Annotated in this window: 16 protein-coding genes; 7 read left to right on the forward strand and 9 right to left on the reverse strand. The window is 50.5% G+C overall.

Translation table 11 applies throughout. From position 1 onward, the window contains the following. Positions 1-41: 41 nt before the first annotated feature. A complete protein-coding gene (locus tag P9L94_01960; protein ID MDP8242816.1) occupies positions 42-1,460 on the forward strand; it encodes a sulfatase in 1,419 nt (472 codons plus the stop codon). 105 nt (positions 1,461-1,565) lie between these two features. On the opposite strand, the gene P9L94_01965 is transcribed toward P9L94_01960, so the two are convergent. The 4 genes from P9L94_01965 to murJ all read right to left on the reverse strand — a co-directional run bounded on the left by P9L94_01965 (position 1,566) and on the right by murJ (position 6,808). Beyond that, entirely contained in the window at positions 1,566-3,599 is a 2,034-nt protein-coding gene (locus P9L94_01965; protein ID MDP8242817.1) for a thioredoxin-like domain-containing protein, read from the reverse strand. Positions 3,600-3,719: 120 nt separating this feature from the next. Further along, a complete protein-coding gene (locus P9L94_01970) occupies positions 3,720-4,529 on the reverse strand; it encodes a hypothetical protein (GenBank protein MDP8242818.1) in 810 nt (269 codons plus the stop codon). A 17-nt stretch (positions 4,530-4,546) separates the two neighbouring features. Then, positions 4,547-5,122, reverse strand: a complete 576-nt coding sequence (locus P9L94_01975) for a thioredoxin family protein (GenBank protein ID MDP8242819.1) — start codon at positions 5,120-5,122, stop codon at positions 4,547-4,549. Between the two features lie 132 nt (positions 5,123-5,254). Continuing rightward, entirely contained in the window at positions 5,255-6,808 is a 1,554-nt protein-coding gene (gene murJ, locus P9L94_01980; protein ID MDP8242820.1) for a murein biosynthesis integral membrane protein MurJ, read from the reverse strand. 686 nt (positions 6,809-7,494) lie between these two features. Here murJ and P9L94_01985 point away from each other — a divergent pair. From P9L94_01985 to P9L94_02000, 4 genes are all read left to right on the forward strand, one after another. Beyond that, on the forward strand, positions 7,495-8,520 hold the full coding sequence (locus P9L94_01985) for an aldo/keto reductase (protein ID MDP8242821.1): 1,026 nt from the start codon (positions 7,495-7,497) through the stop codon (positions 8,518-8,520). Positions 8,521-8,650: 130 nt separating this feature from the next. Continuing rightward, positions 8,651-10,096, forward strand: coding sequence for a Gfo/Idh/MocA family oxidoreductase (locus P9L94_01990; protein MDP8242822.1), 1,446 nt, complete (start codon positions 8,651-8,653; stop codon positions 10,094-10,096). Between the two features lie 298 nt (positions 10,097-10,394). Continuing rightward, complete coding sequence (locus P9L94_01995) at positions 10,395-10,637, forward strand: type II toxin-antitoxin system prevent-host-death family antitoxin (GenBank protein MDP8242823.1); 243 nt, start codon at positions 10,395-10,397, stop codon at positions 10,635-10,637. Further along, positions 10,631-11,008 carry a type II toxin-antitoxin system VapC family toxin gene (locus tag P9L94_02000; protein ID MDP8242824.1) on the forward strand — a complete coding sequence of 126 codons (378 nt, stop codon included), beginning with the start codon at positions 10,631-10,633 and terminating at the stop codon, positions 11,006-11,008. The genes P9L94_01995 and P9L94_02000 overlap by 7 nt, the downstream gene beginning before the upstream one ends. 164 nt (positions 11,009-11,172) lie before the next feature. On the opposite strand, the gene P9L94_02005 is transcribed toward P9L94_02000, so the two are convergent. From P9L94_02005 to ligA, 3 genes are all read right to left on the reverse strand, one after another. Next, a complete protein-coding gene (locus P9L94_02005) occupies positions 11,173-11,379 on the reverse strand; it encodes a cold-shock protein (GenBank protein ID MDP8242825.1) in 207 nt (68 codons plus the stop codon). 395 nt (positions 11,380-11,774) lie between these two features. Further along, complete coding sequence (locus P9L94_02010) at positions 11,775-12,074, reverse strand: nucleotidyltransferase domain-containing protein (GenBank protein MDP8242826.1); 300 nt, start codon at positions 12,072-12,074, stop codon at positions 11,775-11,777. Between the two features lie 85 nt (positions 12,075-12,159). After that, positions 12,160-14,166 carry an NAD-dependent DNA ligase LigA gene (gene ligA, locus P9L94_02015; GenBank protein ID MDP8242827.1) on the reverse strand — a complete coding sequence of 669 codons (2,007 nt, stop codon included), beginning with the start codon at positions 14,164-14,166 and terminating at the stop codon, positions 12,160-12,162. 509 nt (positions 14,167-14,675) lie between these two features. On the opposite strand from ligA, the gene P9L94_02020 reads away from it, so the two are divergent. After that, a complete protein-coding gene (locus tag P9L94_02020) occupies positions 14,676-15,116 on the forward strand; it encodes a hypothetical protein (GenBank protein MDP8242828.1) in 441 nt (146 codons plus the stop codon). Between the two features lie 18 nt (positions 15,117-15,134). Here the strand turns inward: P9L94_02020 and mutM are convergent, their stop codons facing one another. Further along, positions 15,135-15,950: a bifunctional DNA-formamidopyrimidine glycosylase/DNA-(apurinic or apyrimidinic site) lyase gene (gene mutM, locus P9L94_02025; GenBank protein ID MDP8242829.1), complete on the reverse strand. Its 816-nt coding sequence runs from the start codon at positions 15,948-15,950 to the stop codon at positions 15,135-15,137. A gap of 155 nt (positions 15,951-16,105) precedes the next feature. Here mutM and P9L94_02030 point away from each other — a divergent pair, with 155 nt between their 5' ends. Continuing rightward, complete coding sequence (locus P9L94_02030) at positions 16,106-17,200, forward strand: polyprenyl synthetase family protein (GenBank protein ID MDP8242830.1); 1,095 nt, start codon at positions 16,106-16,108, stop codon at positions 17,198-17,200. Here P9L94_02030 and yihA read toward each other — a convergent pair. Continuing rightward, positions 17,178-17,822: a ribosome biogenesis GTP-binding protein YihA/YsxC gene (gene yihA / locus P9L94_02035; GenBank protein MDP8242831.1), complete on the reverse strand. Its 645-nt coding sequence runs from the start codon at positions 17,820-17,822 to the stop codon at positions 17,178-17,180. The genes P9L94_02030 and yihA overlap by 23 nt on opposite strands. Positions 17,823-18,066: the final 244 nt, after the last annotated feature.

Raw genomic sequence — 18,066 nt, forward strand, 5'->3', positions numbered from 1 at the left:
TCTTGTTATGAATATACCATCACGATTAGGGAGACCTTTGTATGGCAATCAACCAAATGCGCAGAACCTTTATCAAGCAAAGTTTGGCGGCGTCCGCCGCTCTTTGTTCTCCCGCACTTTTCGCCGCAGAAACCAAGCGCCCTAATCTGGTTTTCATTCTCACAGACGACCAGCGCTTTGATATGCTGGGCTGCATGGGCAACCCGGTCATTCAGACGCCTACCATTGATGCACTGGCTTCACGCGGTGCATTGTTCACCAATAACTTTTGCACCACCTCGATTTGTATGAGCAGCCGGGCGTCGATTCTGACAGGGCTGTACGAACGCTCGCACGCCATTACCGACTTCAGCAAACCCATGCCGAATGAGAAATTCCGTTGGTCTTACCCCGCCCTGTTGCGCAAGAGCGGTTACTACACGGCGTTCATCGGCAAGTGGGGACTCGGCGGCGCCTTGCCTGAAAGCGAGTTTGATTTCTTCAATGGATTTCCCGGGCAAGGAAAATATGAACACGTTGTCGATGGAAAACCGCGCCATCTGACCAGTATGATCGGCGACGATGCGGTCGATTTCATCAGCAACGCGTCGCAAGAAAAACCGCTGTGTCTCGCGATCAGCACCAAAGCGCCGCATGTGTTAGACAGCCAACCGAACCCGTTTCGCTCCGACCCGGCCTATGACGATTTATATAAATACGATGTGATCTTAAAGCCTGAAACAGGGACGCCCGATCATTTTAAAAAGTTGCCGAAATTTTTGCAGGCGGAACACACCGAAGGCGTTATGCGGTGGAAGCGGCGCTTCTCGACCAATGCACTGTATCAAGAAAATGTCAAAGACTATTATCGCCTCATTACCGGCGTCGACCGCACAGTGGGACGCGTAATGGAGGCATTGAAAAAACAAGGACTGGCAGACAACACGGTCATTATCTTCACGTCTGATAATGGGTTCTTTCTTGGCGAAAAAGGGCTTGCAGGCAAATGGTTAATGTACGAGGAGTCGATCCGAACGCCGCTGTTGATCTTTGATCCGCGCAAGCCAAAGCAACAGCGCATCGAAGCCATGTCGCTGAACATCGACATTATGCCAACGCTGTTGGATTACGCTGGCGTTGAGATACCGTCGTTCGTTCAAGGGCGTAGTTTGAAGCAGTTGGTTCATAATCCCAAATCGCCCTGGCGCAAGGATTGGTTTTATGAACACGCATACACCCACAAAGGACGCATCGCGGATACGATGGGCGTTCGGTTTAATAACTGGAAATACACCCGATACGTTTCAGATGAATATGAAGAAGTATTTGACCTCAGCAGGGATCCACAAGAGTCTCACAACCTTGCATTAAAGAACGATACGCTTCTGTTAAAAGCAGGACGCAAGCGCACCCAGCAATGGACCGACGCCCTTACCGACTGGCGCCACGACCCTGGGTATCAATGGCAAGACCCGGCGTGAGGGAATTAATTCCAAAAGCGCGGAGTTGTAGGGTGGGTTCTTAACCCACCGTTTTCAATGTTGGATGACCAATGCGGTTGTGATGTTACGTCTTTACATTTTGACTCACGACCGTGGCGGGCGGGGTTTATATTCGAGTTTTAATTCTCCGCCCTGGCGGGACGAGATCGGGCCTTGCAGCACAAACGAACCGATCAGGCACTGCCCCTGGTTGTCGTCGCGGCAATAGAAAAACGTGACAGCGGCCTCCAGCAGCTCGGCGCCGTCTACGTTGGCGTAATCCACAATAAACTCGAGCGAATCTCCACGAACGTTCGCTTCCATCGAAGGGCTGACCCATTCGCTATTGCGGCCCGTGACCCGCAGTTGCACCATCGGCTTGGCGAGAGAATTGAAATGGAATTTCTCAGGAAACTCAAACGCAATTTCAACGCGCCCGTCTTTGCCCAAGGTCTTCGCGTCATAGACAACCACTTCGGGTTTGCCAAATACTTCAAATTCGGGCTTGACCTGCTTGCTCATCCAATCGGAAAGATTGAGGTTCAGCGTCGCGACCTGCCGCGTGTTTAAATCGACCACGCGCACGGAATGATTGTTGGTATCAGCGACGAACAGTTTGTCGCCGGCGATGCTAACGCCGCTGGGCTCATAAAACTGCGGCTGGTTGATGTCACCCACGCCGGGAACGCCGGTTCCAGCAAATGTGTCTAAGCGCTTGGACGCGAGGTCGGCGACTTTGATTTTATGATTATATGTATCGGCGACGTAGACCTTGCCGTCTTTGTAAGCGACGCCCAACACATGCTGCAAGCGGGCTTTGCTAAATGGTCCGTCGATGTCGCCAAAGTCAAACAGCCCGGTCCCAATGAGCGTCTCGACGCGCGGCGGCGCGGTTTGCATGTTCACTTTGCGCAACGCGCTAACCTCGCTGTCGGCGAAATAGAGATTGACGCCGTCAGTGGTCATGCCGCTGGGCTGCGCCAGTTCGCTGCTGGATATCACGCCGTCGACAATGCCCTCGCGTCCGGTCCCTGCGAATGGATTCACCGTTTGCTTGGCGAGATCGAGCACCCACAGCTGATGCGGCCCCGCCATCGCAATATAAATCGGCCCGCCGGGTTTGCGCTGCACCAGCGCCCAGGGTGAATTCAAGCCCGTCTTTAACGCATCGCCGCCGCGTCGCGCATAAACCTGCTTGCCAACGCCCGCAACGGTTTCCACTGTTCGCGCATCAAAGTCGATTTTTCGTATGGCGTGATTTTCCGTATCGGCGACGTACAGCGCGTTGCCGTCCAGCGCCATGCCTTGTGGATGATTAAACTGCGCATCTTGAAACCCGCCGTCTTTCAAACCGGGTTCGCCGCCGCCGACGATATCAAGCACTTTTCCTGCGAGAGTTGAAACCACGATGCGATTGTGGTTCGAGTCGGAAATAAACAAGCGTTGGCTCTGTTCGTCCGCCAACACCTTACCGGGGAACTCCAACACCGTCGGCGCTTTTTTATCTTTTTCGAGCGAGACGGGAAACGGCTGAGTATTAATAATGTCTTTATGATTGCGAATCAGTCCACTGATAATTTCATCCAGCAAATCGTAATGCCCTTCGCCGGACAGCGTACCGACGATTTTGCCTTCGGGATCGACGACAGTAAGATGGGGCCAACCGCGCGCACCGTACTTCGTCCAGATTTTGAACTGCGCGTCGTTGACGACGGGGTGTTCGATGCCATAGCGTAAAACCGCCTGACGGATGTTTTCTGAATCTTGTTCATTTTTGAATTTAGCGGAATGGACGCCGACCACGACCAGTTCGTTGGGGTATTTTTTTTCGAGTTTTTGCAGGTCGGGGATTACGTGCAAACAGTTGATGCAGCAGTACGTCCAAAAGTCGATCAAGACCACTTTGCCCTTGAGGTCATTGATGCTGACGGGTTTGTCAACATTGAGCCAACCCAGGCCGCCGTCGAGTTCGGGCGCGTCAAGTTTTCCGCTCAAGTCCATTGCGCCCGCCATGGCGACGCCGCCAAACCCCATGTTAAATAGCCAGCGATTCATCAGGGTCGCGCTGGCGTATAGAACCGCAACACTCAGCAACATAAAAAGCCCAATTCGCATCCAACGCGGCGTTGAAGACGCCATAACACTCACCTCGAAAGCCCCTGTCGGGGCGGATTCCTGCATTGTATCGAAGATGTTCAATTGGCAAAAAAATAGCTGCGGCGCCAACTATGCGAGATGCGAATTCAGGATGCGGTCAAACTATTTTGCCTTATTTGCCTTATATGCTTTCAAAAAGTCATGCAGTTCTGGAATATGATCGGTGTTGATTAAATCAACGCCCGCTTCCATCGCGAGGCGCCAATACACCGGTTTGTCAGGGACGCCGTAAAAACGCACTTTTCGTCCCTTCGCGTGCATGTCATCGACAACGGTTTGAAGTTTTTCGCGCTCATCCGCAGGGATAGGCCCGTTGCCTGTCCATTTGAAAAGACGCCCCCACGACACCGCATACCACATCCAACCGTTATCCGCTATCGGATCATCAACGCTGTAGTAATTGCTGTCTCGGCAGGCTTTGCGCGAAGGCAACGTCACATATTTTTCTTTGAATTTCGCATCGCCGGTCAAGACAATCGTGACCGGGCCTTGCTTGGCGCCGTTGTCCGTGTAGGACGAGAGCATTGAATACGGTTCCAACATTTTTTGCAGCGCGGTTTGAAACGCATCGCCGCCGCGCTTCACGTCAAGCCACAAGAGAAAGGTCTTGCCGTCGCCGTGCACGGAGCCGTTTTCATCAACGCGCTTTTGCAATACGTCGAGATAATCCTTCTTCAGCGTGGCTTCGAAATCGGGCAGATCATGTGTCACGATGATTTCGCCATCCACCAGATAAATATCCGCCTCGACGCTGTAGAATTGACTGTCCAGCGCATCCAGCAAGGGGCGCTCATGTACATAATCATTATGCGAATGCGCATGAATCAGGTTCTCAAGGCCATCGACATAAACGGCGCCGGACAGCATGAATGCGAGTGGGAGAATACAATACTTTATATGCAGGTTCATCATTCACCTTTTAAGTTTACTTAAAAATAGTCCGGCTCGTTGCCGGGATGCCACTTGATGTTGCAGCCTGCGCTGGGGCGCTGATCGACCAGCGGTTCGTTACCCGCCAAGGCAGCATCTAACGCAGCGCGCAAATCGGCGCCGGTGACAGCCTGGTCGTTGCCGGGTCGGCTATCGTCGAGTTGACCACGGTACGTCAATTTCTGACCGCCGTCGAACACATAAAAATCAGGAGTACACGCAGCGCGAAATACTTTGGCGACGTCTTGGGTTTCGTCATATAAATACGGGAACGTGTAGCCCACCGCCGCTTTTTCTTCGTTCATCTTGTCCGGCCCGTCTTGCGGATGGGTCTGGATGCTGTTCGCTGAAACGCCAACGACCGCGACGCCCTTCGCTTGGTATTGTTCCGCAATTTGCTTGATCTCATCGCGGACATGAACCACATAGGGGCAATGATTGCAGATAAACATCACCAGCACGGCTTTCGCATCGAGAAAATCACCCGCCGAGACATATTCGCCGTCGGTGTCTTGCAGCGAAAAGTCGGGCATCAGCGTCCCCAAAGGCAGCATCGTCGAATTTTTAAGCGCCATCTTTCAACCTCCTTCCAAATTCAATGCAATCGTTTAATTCGCAAAGATTTGGAATCTATTATGTGTCGGATTCTATATGTTTTTCTTACAATTTATTTATGAAACATGCAAGTTGAACTTATCGAAGGCGGCTTATCGTTTTCTTCGAACCAGTTTGAGAAGTTCATCATGGAACAGCAGCCACCCCAAGCCAAAGAACGTGATGACGCCCAACCCGCAACCAATGAGCGTACGCACAAGATACATCAAAAATTTGGCTTCAGCGGGAGGAAACATCTGGCAAAAGAGCCAACAAACCCCTGCCATGCCAATCGAAGCCGTAAGCGACTTCATACCGAAGAAAACAAGCGGCGTATAACGCAAGGTCGGCATTTTGCGCCGAATCAAAATCAGCAGCAAGGTCACGTTAATCATACTCGCCAATGATGACGCCAGCGCCATCGACCACAACCCAAGAAACGTCGAAAAATAGGCGCACAGGGCAATGTTCGCCGCCACGCCGATCGAACCGGTTATCACTGGCGTGCGAAAATCGTGGTGCGCTTGAAAGGTGCGAACCATCACGCCGAAGGTCGCGTAAAAAAACAATCCGCTGCAATAAAAAATCAACAGTTCGTAGGTTGGCGTCAATAAGCCATTGGATAAAAATTCGATGCGGTTAAAGATCACGCCGATAATATCTTGTCCCATCACGATCAACCCCGCCGCCGCTGGAAGCATCAATAATAGCAAATATTTCAACACATCTGTTAACGTCCGCGCCGCGTCTTCGCTTCGGTCCTGTTCGAGATATTGGGCAATGCGCGGAAACGAAGCCGTCGCCAATGCAACGCCGACAAGACCTAGCGGAAATTGAATCAAGCGGTGCGCATAGGTGATGGAACTAATCCCGACATCGCCGTACTTTGAAGCAAAATAGGTTTGCGTAATCAAGGCGTTAAATTGATAAATCGCCAAACCAAAAATGCTCGGCGCCAAGTTTCTTAAAAATTGCAGCACGGCAGGATGAAACGGCGAGATACCCCTCGGCGGAAAATAACCGAGTTTCCAACAGGGGCCCATTTGTACTGCGTACTGCAAAAACCCTCCGATGATAACGGAACCGCCAAGCACGGCAATCGTATTTACCTGTCCATGATATCGCCACGCGATCAACGCGCCAGTTATTACACTGATATTAAAAAACGCCGACGCCAACGCAGGGACAAAAAAAACGCGATACGTGTTTAACACGCCCATCGACCACGCAGACATCGCAATAAAAATCAGAAACGGAAACATAATGCGCGTCGCCTGCACCGCCTGCGCATCTTTTGACGGGTCTTGCCCAGGAAAATCGAGAAACAACGGAACAAAATAGGGCGCAAGAACGATGCACGCCAACGTCACCAACGTAACCACCATCGAGAGCAAGTTAAATACGGCAAAACTCACTTCCCGGGCTTTTTCTTCGCCTTCTCTCTCTCGAACGCGGGTCAGCAGTGGAATAAACGCAGCAGAAAGCGCCCCTTCGGCGAACAATTGGCGAAACGTGCTGGGGATGCGAAACCCAATCCAAAACGCGGCCTGTACTGAAAGCGGGAAAAAATTTGAAATACACGCATCGCGAACCAAACCGAGAATGCGGCTGATAAAGGTCGCGATACTAAATAAACTGGTTGAGCGGAGTAAGGAGTCTTGTTTCATTCTGGTTGGAATTGTAGGCGAGTTGCGGCTGGGTTTGTATGCTCACGGCTTGTTATTCCAAAGCGCCTTCGGAGCGCGCGCGTCCATACGCGCATACATTGCCGTTGTGGACAACGGCGTTCCATTAACACGGCATTATATTTTGAATATCCTTTCATCCTGAAAATCCAGATTCAGACAACAATTCGGTGGGCTGCTGGCGCGAGCCAAACTATAGGGCTGCCGTGATCCCCCCAGGTGATTATGAAACCAATGCCGTCGAGGTAAACGCCCCCCTTATTAAGGGGGGAGGCGTCAAAGACGCCGGGGGGATTCGAGACAAGAAAATCTCGGCGCGGGCGGGGAGGGCGAGGCTCCCGCCGAGCCGTCCACAATGCGCCGCAACATATCCCTTCTCCCTCTGGGAGAAGGCTAGGATGAGGGTTTAATTTTTGCATTATAAAAACGATATCCAAGCCCTCACCCCAACCCTCTCCCAGTGGGGAGAGGGAGCAAACTTTCGGTATTATCCGGCTCACCAGGAGGTTCGCCCTCCCCATGACCAATGAAGTTTATGCCCCCCTTTACATTAAGGGGGTGGCGTCTTTGGCGCCGGGGGGATTCGGGCGCAACGCGTTGCGCCCCTACATAACTGATATATGAATTCCTGTTTGAATCCTCTACTATGGTTGGAGGAGAAAATCACCATGTTCAATCGACGCTCATTTCTACATTCACTTACAGCAATGACATCAGCGCTTTCATTGCCCCAAAAGGCAAATGCTCAAGATTCTGACATACTGGGCGACCTTCTGCCTCAACGGCGCCTGGGCAAGACCGATGAATACGTCACCATGTTGGGGCTGGGCGGCGCCCACGTTGACTCGCAATTTAATGAAAGCGGCGCCCAAGAGATTATCGAGACAAGCCTGGCGGGCGGCGTACGCTTCTTTGACACCGCCCATTCCTATGGCGGTGGCAGAAGCGAAGAACGATACGGACGCTTCCTCACTCCGAAATACCGCGAACACGTCTTCATCATGTCAAAGGCCGAACTCAATACCGCCGCCAAAGTACGCCAACAACTCGAAGACACGCTTCGGCGGCTGAATACCGACTACCTCGATCTGTGGCAGATGCACCAGGTGATGTCCGCCGACGACGCCGACGACCGCATCGCTCACGGCGTGTTAGAGGAATTCGTTAAAGCGAAAGATGAAGGCAAGGTTCGATACATCGGATTTACTGGACACCGAGATCCCGCCGCCCACCTGCGCGTACTCGGTGAGACCGACATATTTCAAACCTGCCAAATGCCGATCAATTGCGCCGACCCGAGTTACGGTAGTTTTATCCGAAGCGTCCTGCCCGAACTGGTCCCCCGCGATTTTGGCGTCATCGCCATGAAGACGCTGGCCTGCGGCGGCTTTTTTGGTGGAACCACCTGGTTCCAAAACGGGCCGAAACCCAAGATATGCCCGACGCGCATGAGTGTTCAAGAGGCGATCCATTTTGTGTGGTCAATGCCGGTCAGCGTGTTAGTAACCGGGCCGAATTCGGTAGAACAAATGCAGGAGAAAATTGACCTCGCCCGTTCCTATACCGGAATGAGCGAAGACGAGCGTCAGCAACTGATCGACAAGGTCGTTGATCTAACGCCTGACAGCGGCGTCGAATTCTACAAAGCCGACGGCTTGCAAACCAGCGCCGATTGGCAAAACCATTGCGATTAGGCGTGTGGAAGCGGTTCGCCTACCTTACTCACAAGTAGCCGCTTCTGTATAATTGGTTTCAGCTCATACGACTTGCCTTACGATACTCTCCGTAGGGAAACATCATACGAAATTTATTGGGAGAAATAGAATGTCTGACTCGAATTTAACCCGGCGCGAATTTTTCAACAAATCCGGTAAGATTTCAGCCGTCGCCAGCGCTGCGGCGATTGCCGGCCCCGCCATCAATGTGATGGGCGCCAACGACGTCATCCGCATCGGCGTGATCGGCCCCGGCCAGCGCGGCAGTTACTTAATGCAGATGCTGACAGAAGTCGCCATGCGCGAAGAACTGCCCATCCAATACACTGCAGCGGCGGATATTTTTAAAGGCTGGCGCGAACGCGCTGCACTCAAGGGCGAACAAATGAATGAAGACGCCTTTGATCGCGCAGGCAAAGTCGCTCAATACGACCACCACAAAAAATTATTAGAAGATAAGAACGTCGACGCGGTCATCATCGCCACCCCCGAACACCAACACGCGGTGCAATTGATTGACGCCGTCCAAGCGGGTAAAGACGTTTATTGCGAAAAGCCGATGGTGCAGAACATCGCCCAAGGCGTAAAAGTTTTGAACGCCTGCAAAGGCAGCAAACAAGTCGTCCAGGTTGGCACCCAACGCCGCAGCGTGCCTCTGTTTTATGACGCCCGCGATATGATTAAAAACGGCGACATTGGCGACGTCACGTACTGTGAAGGCTGGTGGCACCGCAACTTCCGCCCCGACCAAGTCGGTCACGCCTGGCGCTATGCGATCCCCGAAGACGCCTCGCCCGACTCGATCAACTGGGACGAGTTCCACTATGACGCCAAGAAACACGACTTCGACAAAGAACGCTACTTCCAATGGCGCTGCTACTTCGATTACTCGAACGGCATCGGCAGCGACTTGATGGTTCACCAAGTCGACGCCATCTGCTGCACCATGGACGTTGGCATCCCCAAAACATTGGTCGCGTCTGGCGGCATCTACCGCTGGGACGATGGGCGCACCACGCCTGACACCTGGAGTTCCGTCATGGAATTCGAGGAAGGCTTCCAGTTGAACTACAACTCGCGCTTCAGCAACATTGGCCGCCACGACCTCAAGATGGCCATGAACTACCGCATTGATAATCTTGACGAAGACGACCAGGGCGACGCCCTCGACGCGCTCGACATTATGGACGAAATGAAGTTGTTAGGTGAACCTATTGACGACTACGGCGTTCGCTTCTGCGGCGTAAAGGGCGCCATCGAAGTCATCACTCATCACCGCCTGCACGTCTGGCCCGAACCAACGCATATCTGGCCTGATAACGAATTGACCTATAAGGAAATGAAATTTGGCCGCAACGTCGGCGACGCAGTCAACCTCGCCGTCCGTACCCACATGCAAAACTGGGTCGAGTGCATGCAAACCCGCGAAACCCCGAACTGCACCGTGCAGCACGGCTTCGACGGCGCGGTCATCTCAAACATGGGCACCGTCTCATTTACCACCGGACGCCGCGTGGAGTGGGACAAAGCCAACATGAAGATCAAAGACGTTTAGTGTGTAACGTAGCGACCTGTCCTGACTCAGACATTAATCGTATTTATCGCTGAGCCACTTCGGGCGCGCTGAACCGATCAGATGTAAAGGCGTAAAAGTAATACACATAAGTAAGAATCTCAGCCGACTGTGTTCTATATGAATGCAGTCGGTTTTTCTTTGTGTTCAAACATAACAACTAAACTTAGTTAAACTATTCTGATTCAATAAACACAGAAAAATGGGCCTTATTTTCTCTTAACACCTTCATTTTCAAGACTCTACTGGGTAGACTAAGTTGGTCTTAAGGGAGAGATGGATGAAAATTTCAAATATTCACGCGGCGAAAACGCACTTATCGAAACTACTTGTCGATGTTGAAAACGGCGAAGAAATTATCATTGCAAAAGCCGGAAAACCCGTCGCCAAATTGGTTCCCTACTCTGACGGCCCAACCGAACCTCGCAAGCCCGGACGCTTAAAAGGGAAAATCGTGATTAAAGACAACCGCGATGAACCCGAAGATGAACGCCAAAACGTATTTCAGGGGATCGAATGGTGAAACTGTTACTCGACACGCAAGTGTATCTCTGGTGGTTAATGGACGACCCGCAATTGTCAGATCAAGCCAAGGCGGAAATTCGCAAAAGCCATAACGTCGTCTTTATCAGCGCGGCGACCATCTGGGAGATTTCCATCAATCGCAAGACGGGCAAGATCAAGATTCCTGACAGTTATTCGGATATCGAAGCTGAACAATTTTTGCCGTTGCCCGTCACCTCGGAACACGCGGTTGCGGCGGGAGCGATTTCGGGCATGGACAACGCCCAGTTTGAACGGATGCTGGTTGCGCAAGCCCAATGCGAAAACTTAACGCTGGTTTCTCACAACACAAAACTCGCCAAGTTCAAAATCAATACGATTCCCGCTTAGAGCGTTTGATAAAATACTGTGCGTTAAGCGCACCCGTAGGGCTCAGCGATAGATACAGTTATGAAAACTCAACCCGCACAGGATTCTGGCAACCACTATAAAACAAAAACCGCCCGTTCGATTAGAGCGGGCGGCTAAATATGCAATGGAAGAAAAGTAGTAGGTTACTCGCCAGTGATGGAGACGTTTACCGCCTTGGGGCCTTTGTCTCCATCTTCGATTTCAAACTCTACGGTTTGGCCTTCATACAGGTTTTTAAAACCATCCCCTGATATTCCGGTGTGATGAACGAAAAGGTCTTTTCCGCCATCATGCTCAATAAACCCATACCCTTTTTGCTCGTTAAACCACTTGACTCGACCGGTCACCATTGCACGGTCTCCTTTCAAACAAACTGTCTGATTTTGGGGCGCCCTCAGATCCTGTCTCTCCGGCGCTTTTCCAGACCATGCAGGTTGTTTGGGGAAATGCGAATCCGGCGTAATCAGGTACTTCGGTCCTGCCTCTTCCGGCATATATTACACTATTTTTGGGCGGCGCCTATAGAAAATGTAAAAAAAACGCGAGTCCGATATTCGGATTCAGATGAATGATAATATTGGTACTATCCTTAATTAAGTTTCTCTTTATAAAGCATTTACAAAAAAATCCCCAAGTAATGCCCTACAAGATGATGGCTGTTTTGGATTGGCGTAGTTCCATTAGAGTTCTATATCAGGAATCTCTGACGGCGGTTAACATATCAAATAGAAAAGCCCGGTCGTCTTTATTCGGAGGCATGAATCAGCCTCCGGTTCTGCGCAATGGCGCGTCGCACGAATGGATTTCGAACTCCATCAGCTGATACCAGATCGACCGGGCGACCGAATAGGTTTTCTAACTCGTCAGTCATGTCCTGCCATTCATACAGTCCGATGCCTTCATAGTCTCTCATTTTGACCAGCACATCGACATCGCTGTCAGAATGAAAGTCATCACGAAGAACGGAGCCGAATAAATAGAGCGATTTGATATGCCACTTATCGCAGAAATGTTTAATTTTGTCTTGATCAATTGTAAGATTCATCGAATGACCTCGCATGTCAACAGAACAGGCTTTTACTGTACCAGCATGGGTTCAATAAAAAGAAGGCCTATTCATAGTTTAGATGTTAAGGCTCCAACCATGAAGCAAATTCTGTTTCGGTGAGGATGGTCACGCCCAGTTTTTCGGCTTTGTCGCGCTTTGAGCCAGGGTTTTCACCGCAGATCACATAATCGGTGCTCTTGCTGACCGAACCCGTAACGCGCCCGCCGCGCGCGCGCACCATTTCTGCGGCTTGGTTGCGGGTATAGTTTTCTAACGTCCCCGTCAAAACAAAGGTCTTATCATTGAACGGTGAATCAACAGGCGCCGCAGACTCGCTAGGCTCCTGCTCAAATTTCAACCCGTATTCTTGAAGTCGTTTGAGTTCATCAATATTGTGTGGTTGTTGAAAAAACTGATACACGCTTTCAGCAACCGTCGGGCCGACTTCATGAATGGCCGCCAATTCGTCTTCGTTCAACTCTTTCAGGTCCCATAGGTTTGAACGCCCGCGCATCAAGACCTCCGCGACATGACTACCAACATGGCGCACTCCAATCGCGAAAAGAAACCGGTCTACCGGGCGCTGTTTGCTGCGCTCCAACCCGTCGATCACATTTTGCGCTGACTTTTCGCCCATGCGCTCAAGGTTCGCCAGCGCGTCTTTATCGAGGTGATATAAATCAGACAGGCAGGTTGTCATATTCAAATCGCAAAGCGCTTCAATCAATTTTTTCCCCACGCCGTCTATGTCCATCGCGTTACGCTGCACAAAATGTTCAATACGGCGTTTCAACTGATCGGGGCAGTTCAAGTTAATGCAGCGATAGACGACGTCATCGTCTTTGCTCTTTTGAATCTCGTCGCCGCATGACGGGCATTTCAACTCTGGCTTATATTCCAGTTGCGAGCCATCCCGCTTTTCGGTCAAAACGCGAACCACTTTGGGGATAATCTCTCCGCCTTTTTGAATGATGACTTGGTCGCCAATGCGGATATCTTTTCGCTTGATTTCATCGAAGTTGTGTAAGGTCGCATGGCTAATGGTCGTTCCCGCGAGCAATACCGGGCCTAAATTCGCCCTAGGAGTAATGGCGCCGGTTCGCCCGACATTGAGGTCGATGCTTAACAATTTCGTCTCGGCTTCTTCGGCGGTGAATTTGTAGGCAATCGCCCAACGCGGACTCTTTGACGTAAATCCCGCCTGATGGCGATGTTTAAATGAATTGGCTTTGATAACGAGACCGTCAACTTCAAAGTCGAGTTCATGGCGTCTTTGGTCCCACTCTTGGACGGCTTGGAGCAAGGCTTCGATTCCCTGCTTCACGCTCCAATTAGGAACCAGGTTAAATCCCCACGACTCGCAGTCTCGCATGAAATCGGCATCAGTATCGAATGTCGTCCCGTCGAGTTCTCCCAGCGTATGGACGAACAAATCGAGCGGGCGTTTCCGAACGATGCTCGAATCGAGCATTTTCAGCGTCCCGGCGGTGGCGTTGCGAGGGTTTGCAAACGGCGCCTCGCCTGACTCTTCACGCTCACAGTTCATACGCTCAAACCCCTTGGCGTGTAGAAAAATTTCCCCACGCACATCTAAATACGCAGGTGCGCCGTTGAGCGTTTGCTGTAGCGAACGAATGGTGCGCACATTTTGGGTTACGTCATCGCCTTGTTTTCCGTCGCCGCGTGTTAGTGCGCGTACGAGTTTGCCTTCCTGGTAAATCAGCGAAATCGCGACGCCGTCGACTTTGGGTTGCACGACGTATTCCATGTCATCCACTTCGAGAGTCTTGAGCAAGCGCGTATGAAAATCGCGCAGTTCTTCTTCCGAATAGGTATTGCTGATTGACAGCATCGGCACGCGATGGGCAATTGTTTCAAATTCGCTTAGCGGTTCCCCGCCGACTTGTTGAGTAGGAGAATCAGGCGACGCATATTGTGGATGCTCCGCCTCCAGCGTCTCCAGTTGTTTCATCAGCGCATCGAATTCCTGGTCGCTAATCTCAGGCTGAGCCGTGATGTAGTATAAATACTCGTGGCGACGAATGTTCGCGCGCAAGGTTTCTATCTCGCGTTTGACGCTGGCTGACATACAAGACGACCTCTCTTTTGGTATGAGACAGATTTTTGCGCCGATTGCCCCACCGCACAAGCAGCGCTTTCACCTCTCACTTTTTCTTCCACAGTCTGTGAAAAAGTAAAGCATGACGTAATCGTAAGGTTGAAATAGAAAATTATTTATCTATAGTAAACTGATAAACGAAAGTTAAAATAGTTGTTGTAAGACATTTTGTTTCGAATAAAATTGCAAAAACCTTGATTATTATAGGGATTTTTCCCTTTTTTTCATTTTTATAGAGGCAGAGCAATATATTCAATGTGTATCGAATTCAACAAGAGTAAAAAAAATCTTAACACTCAGAAGAAAATTTTACAAAAAAAGTATTGATATATAATATTAGGCAATGTAACATAGACCTATATATGCTATGGACATGCGTGCTGAATTCTCTTACTATTGCCCAGGGTTGAACATTTTAAAAGCCATTCTTGCCGTCAGACATTGTCGTTCAGTCTGCATCGGTAACATGGAGGTAAACCATGATCGGCGCATCGGGCAACGGAACTAATGTCGTGTATCGGTTTGATGCAGCAATCAACGCATCAATCCACATCAATGGCACACAGATTCCACCAATCGACGTGCAAGGGCGGATAATTAATTTCAGCCTGAATATGTTGCATTTTGAATGCGACCGCAGAATCCCCATTCCTGCGCGCGGCAAGTTGATTTTCATTTTGCGCGGCAGCGAAGACCCGCTTGAGATTCCTGTTGATATTGTTTCCCGGGCGGAAATGAAAAAGGGCTTTTGGAGTTGGTCCCGCTCAGAACGGTTTGAATTTCGTCTTGCCATCCGCTCCACCAACCATGAAGAGATGGAACGCTATCAACGGCACATGCACCGTCTCATCTTTGGTGAAGCGCATGTTCAGGGAATCAACAACGGCGCAAGCACTCCGCAAGACGACACCTGGTCATAATCTCCCCCTTTTTTCAATCTATTTTTGACAAGAGGGGCAGAAGTGCGTTCCGCGACCACCTAAAACGACTTTATGTATCTCCTTTCTACAGTTCAAACACGGCTGGCCTTGCCTTCCATAAACGCGATGCGCATGTTGGAACTCGCCGAAGCGCCCATCCAATTGTTGAAAATCATTGGTTGTTGATCCTCCTGCACGGATCGACTCTTTTAATACCTGCTTGAGCGAACGTAAAAGCAATTTGCTTTCGGTTTCGCTAACATCACCAGCCCTCCGGGTCGGTAAAATGTTTGCGCGAAACAACCCCTCATCAACATAGATATTGCCCAGCCCGGCAATTCGCCGCTGGTTTAGCAATACGTTTTTGATTGGCGCTGTTCGTCCATGCAGAATTTTCTGAAATATATTGAGGCGGATTTCCAGCGCATCCGGACCAAGACAGCTCCAGGAATCAAACATCTCTAACTGCCCCGGCTGAAAAATCGCTGCAAACCCGAACCGGCGCGGGTCGCGCTGCCGGAACTCAGAGCCCCCATCATCAAGCCCTATGCGCAAATGGGTGTGCGTCTCAATCGGTGTTTTAGTTGGAACATGGAGAAAACGCCCGCTCATCCCCAAATGGTGCATCAACACATAACCTCTGTCCAATACAATTGATAGAAATTTTCCCCGGCGCACAACGGCGGTAATCTTTGCGCCTTTGAGTTTTGATGCAAACTCCGCGCCCTGCTGAAAATAATCTGCCCGCATGACTTTGTAATATGCGATGGTACGCCCCAACGCAAGGCGTTCGACAGCGAGACGCACCGTTTCGATTTCGGGTAATTCAGGCATAACAACGTAGAAGTTCCTTCCCTTTTCCTTGACTCTCTAACGAAAGCAGCGAGAATGTTATAACACCCTATGATATAGCATCATAACGCATTTCGATTCCACCGTTCCAACTGAGGATATCGAAGATCATTTTTGAGTAAGGGCCGACCAATTTTATGAGTTCGACCATTCCTGCTTATTCGGATGGGACGTCCCAATCGACCGAAATTTCGATTCAACAGATTTGTTCGCCGATTCAATCCGAATTAGACCTGACCAAGAATTTATACGAAAACACGATACTCGCGACCTCTGAACGAAATTTGTTAGAAAAACTGGTCAGTGGTGACGGGCGTTTATTTATTCCTGAACCGTTTCGCGTTTCGGTGGTAGATGCAATTTCTGAACACTTGCTCAAAGGCGAAGGCAAATGGGTGCGGGCCGCAATGGCGTTATTGAGCGCGAGCTCGTTCGGCATTGAAAATGAATCCGCCCGGCAGATCGCAACCGGCGTCGAACTGGTACACCTCGCGACTCTTGTACATGACGATATTATCGACGAAGCCCCCATGCGGCGCGGCGTTGAAACAGTTTCAAATAATTGGGGCAACTCAATTGCCGTGCTTCTCGGCGACTTTTTATTTTGCAAAGCATTCAAGTTGCTGCTCGCCAGCAAGTGCATCCAGGCGCAAACCATGTTGACTCATGCCACCGGGCAGATGTGTTTAGGCGAGATTCGCGAGTTAGAATATTCCTACCATAACGGCGTCAATGAAGCCGATTATTTAGAAATGATTTCCTGCAAAACGGCTTCGCTGATGGCAGCGGCGACCGCCTCCGGCGCGGAGTTAGCCGAACTGGACGAAGAGACCGTCGAACACATGCACGGCTACGGCCACTGCATCGGCATGGCGTTTCAGATCACGGACGACGTGCTGGATTATACCGCCCATCTCTCGACCCTTGGCAAAGAACAAGGCGTTGATGTTCGCAACGGCAAGGCGACGTTGCCATTAATTCACCTCTTCGAACGTGAAAGCCAAAAAGCGGAAGCCATCCTGGATGGCGACGCCAGCGTCGAAGAAAAACGCGAAGCGCTGTTGGGTTTAATGAACGAGTTGGGTTCAATTGAGTATGCTTATTCCGTTGGACGCAAATACGGCGACTTGGCGTCAGAACATTTAAACGCAGTTGCGCCGCACGTTAAATCACCGGAATGCATACAATCATTGCAGATGTTAATTGACTTTATTCTTCGTCGGGATTGCTAATACGGCCCTCGGGTACGGACTCAACCAATTCGCCAATCATCACGCTGAGCTCTTTAAGTCCGTCTTTTTTGACGGCGGATGTTGTGATCCAGCGTTCATTCTCCCCAAACAACAATAACTTTTCCATACGTTTGATCTGTTGATTCAACGCGCCGCGTTTGAGTTTGTCCGCTTTTGTGAAAACCGTTATCGGAACCAAACCAGTCGTGAGAATCCAATCTCTCATTTGCACGTCCTGTTTGGATGGGTCGTGTCGGCAATCAATCAGATGGATGACGGAAACCAATGGTTCGCGGCGGTGCAGGAAATCCGCCATGGATTTCCCCCATTCACCCTGCTCGCTTTTGGAGACTTTCGCATAGCCGTATCCAGGCAGATCAACCAGATAGAATTTCATCGAGCCAGGCTCTATGCGCAGACTAAAATAATTGATGGCGCGCGTCTTGCCTGGAGTGCCGGAGGTTTTAGCCAGCGACTTGTGGTTGCACAGCGCGTTAATCAAACTGGATTTCCCGACGTTTGAACGCCCCGCAACCGCGATTTCGACGCGGTCGGCGGGCGGACAAAATTTCATCGTCGGCGCCGTGGTTACAAAGGATGCTTCAACAATTCGATAGCTCATAATTAGGTTTACTTTAGGTTCTTCCGGTATTTGGATACTTTATCACAAATTGAATTGCGTTTTTTTGACGCTTTTTCGTAAATCCTTGATCTTTCGCTGTATCAGGCATGGGTACAACTCTGCTCGCTTCAGTGCGGGCTTTCAGGCCCTTATGCACAGGCGCTCCCAGAGTTCCACCCACGCCTGATTGGTTTGTCAATTTATGAAATGCCGGAGCCTGTTTCTGAATCAATATTATGCCCAT

The sequence above is a fragment of the Candidatus Hinthialibacter antarcticus genome, from assembly GCA_030765645.1.
Taxonomy (GTDB): Bacteria; Hinthialibacterota; Hinthialibacteria; order Hinthialibacterales; family Hinthialibacteraceae; genus Hinthialibacter; species Hinthialibacter antarcticus.

Bases quoted from the DNA above. Each gene is read 5' to 3' on its own strand.
- mutM (MDP8242829.1), bottom strand. From the start codon at position 15,950: ATGCCTGAATTACCCGAAATCGAAACGGTGCGTCTCGCTGTCGAACGC.
- P9L94_01995 (MDP8242823.1), top strand. From the start codon at position 10,395: ATGAAAATTTCAAATATTCACGCGGCGAAAACGCACTTATCGAAACTA.
- P9L94_01985 (MDP8242821.1), top strand. From the start codon at position 7,495: ATGTTCAATCGACGCTCATTTCTACATTCACTTACAGCAATGACATCA.
- P9L94_01990 (MDP8242822.1), top strand. From the start codon at position 8,651: ATGTCTGACTCGAATTTAACCCGGCGCGAATTTTTCAACAAATCCGGT.
- P9L94_01965 (MDP8242817.1), bottom strand. From the start codon at position 3,599: ATGGCGTCTTCAACGCCGCGTTGGATGCGAATTGGGCTTTTTATGTTG.
- P9L94_02005 (MDP8242825.1), bottom strand. From the start codon at position 11,379: ATGGTGACCGGTCGAGTCAAGTGGTTTAACGAGCAAAAAGGGTATGGG.
- murJ (MDP8242820.1), bottom strand. From the start codon at position 6,808: ATGAAACAAGACTCCTTACTCCGCTCAACCAGTTTATTTAGTATCGCG.
- P9L94_02010 (MDP8242826.1), bottom strand. From the start codon at position 12,074: ATGAATCTTACAATTGATCAAGACAAAATTAAACATTTCTGCGATAAG.
- P9L94_02020 (MDP8242828.1), top strand. From the start codon at position 14,676: ATGATCGGCGCATCGGGCAACGGAACTAATGTCGTGTATCGGTTTGAT.
- yihA (MDP8242831.1), bottom strand. From the start codon at position 17,822: ATGAGCTATCGAATTGTTGAAGCATCCTTTGTAACCACGGCGCCGACG.
- P9L94_01960 (MDP8242816.1), top strand. From the start codon at position 42: ATGGCAATCAACCAAATGCGCAGAACCTTTATCAAGCAAAGTTTGGCG.
- P9L94_02030 (MDP8242830.1), top strand. From the start codon at position 16,106: ATGAGTTCGACCATTCCTGCTTATTCGGATGGGACGTCCCAATCGACC.
- P9L94_01975 (MDP8242819.1), bottom strand. From the start codon at position 5,122: ATGGCGCTTAAAAATTCGACGATGCTGCCTTTGGGGACGCTGATGCCC.
- ligA (MDP8242827.1), bottom strand. From the start codon at position 14,166: ATGTCAGCCAGCGTCAAACGCGAGATAGAAACCTTGCGCGCGAACATT.
- P9L94_02000 (MDP8242824.1), top strand. From the start codon at position 10,631: ATGGTGAAACTGTTACTCGACACGCAAGTGTATCTCTGGTGGTTAATG.
- P9L94_01970 (MDP8242818.1), bottom strand. From the start codon at position 4,529: ATGATGAACCTGCATATAAAGTATTGTATTCTCCCACTCGCATTCATG.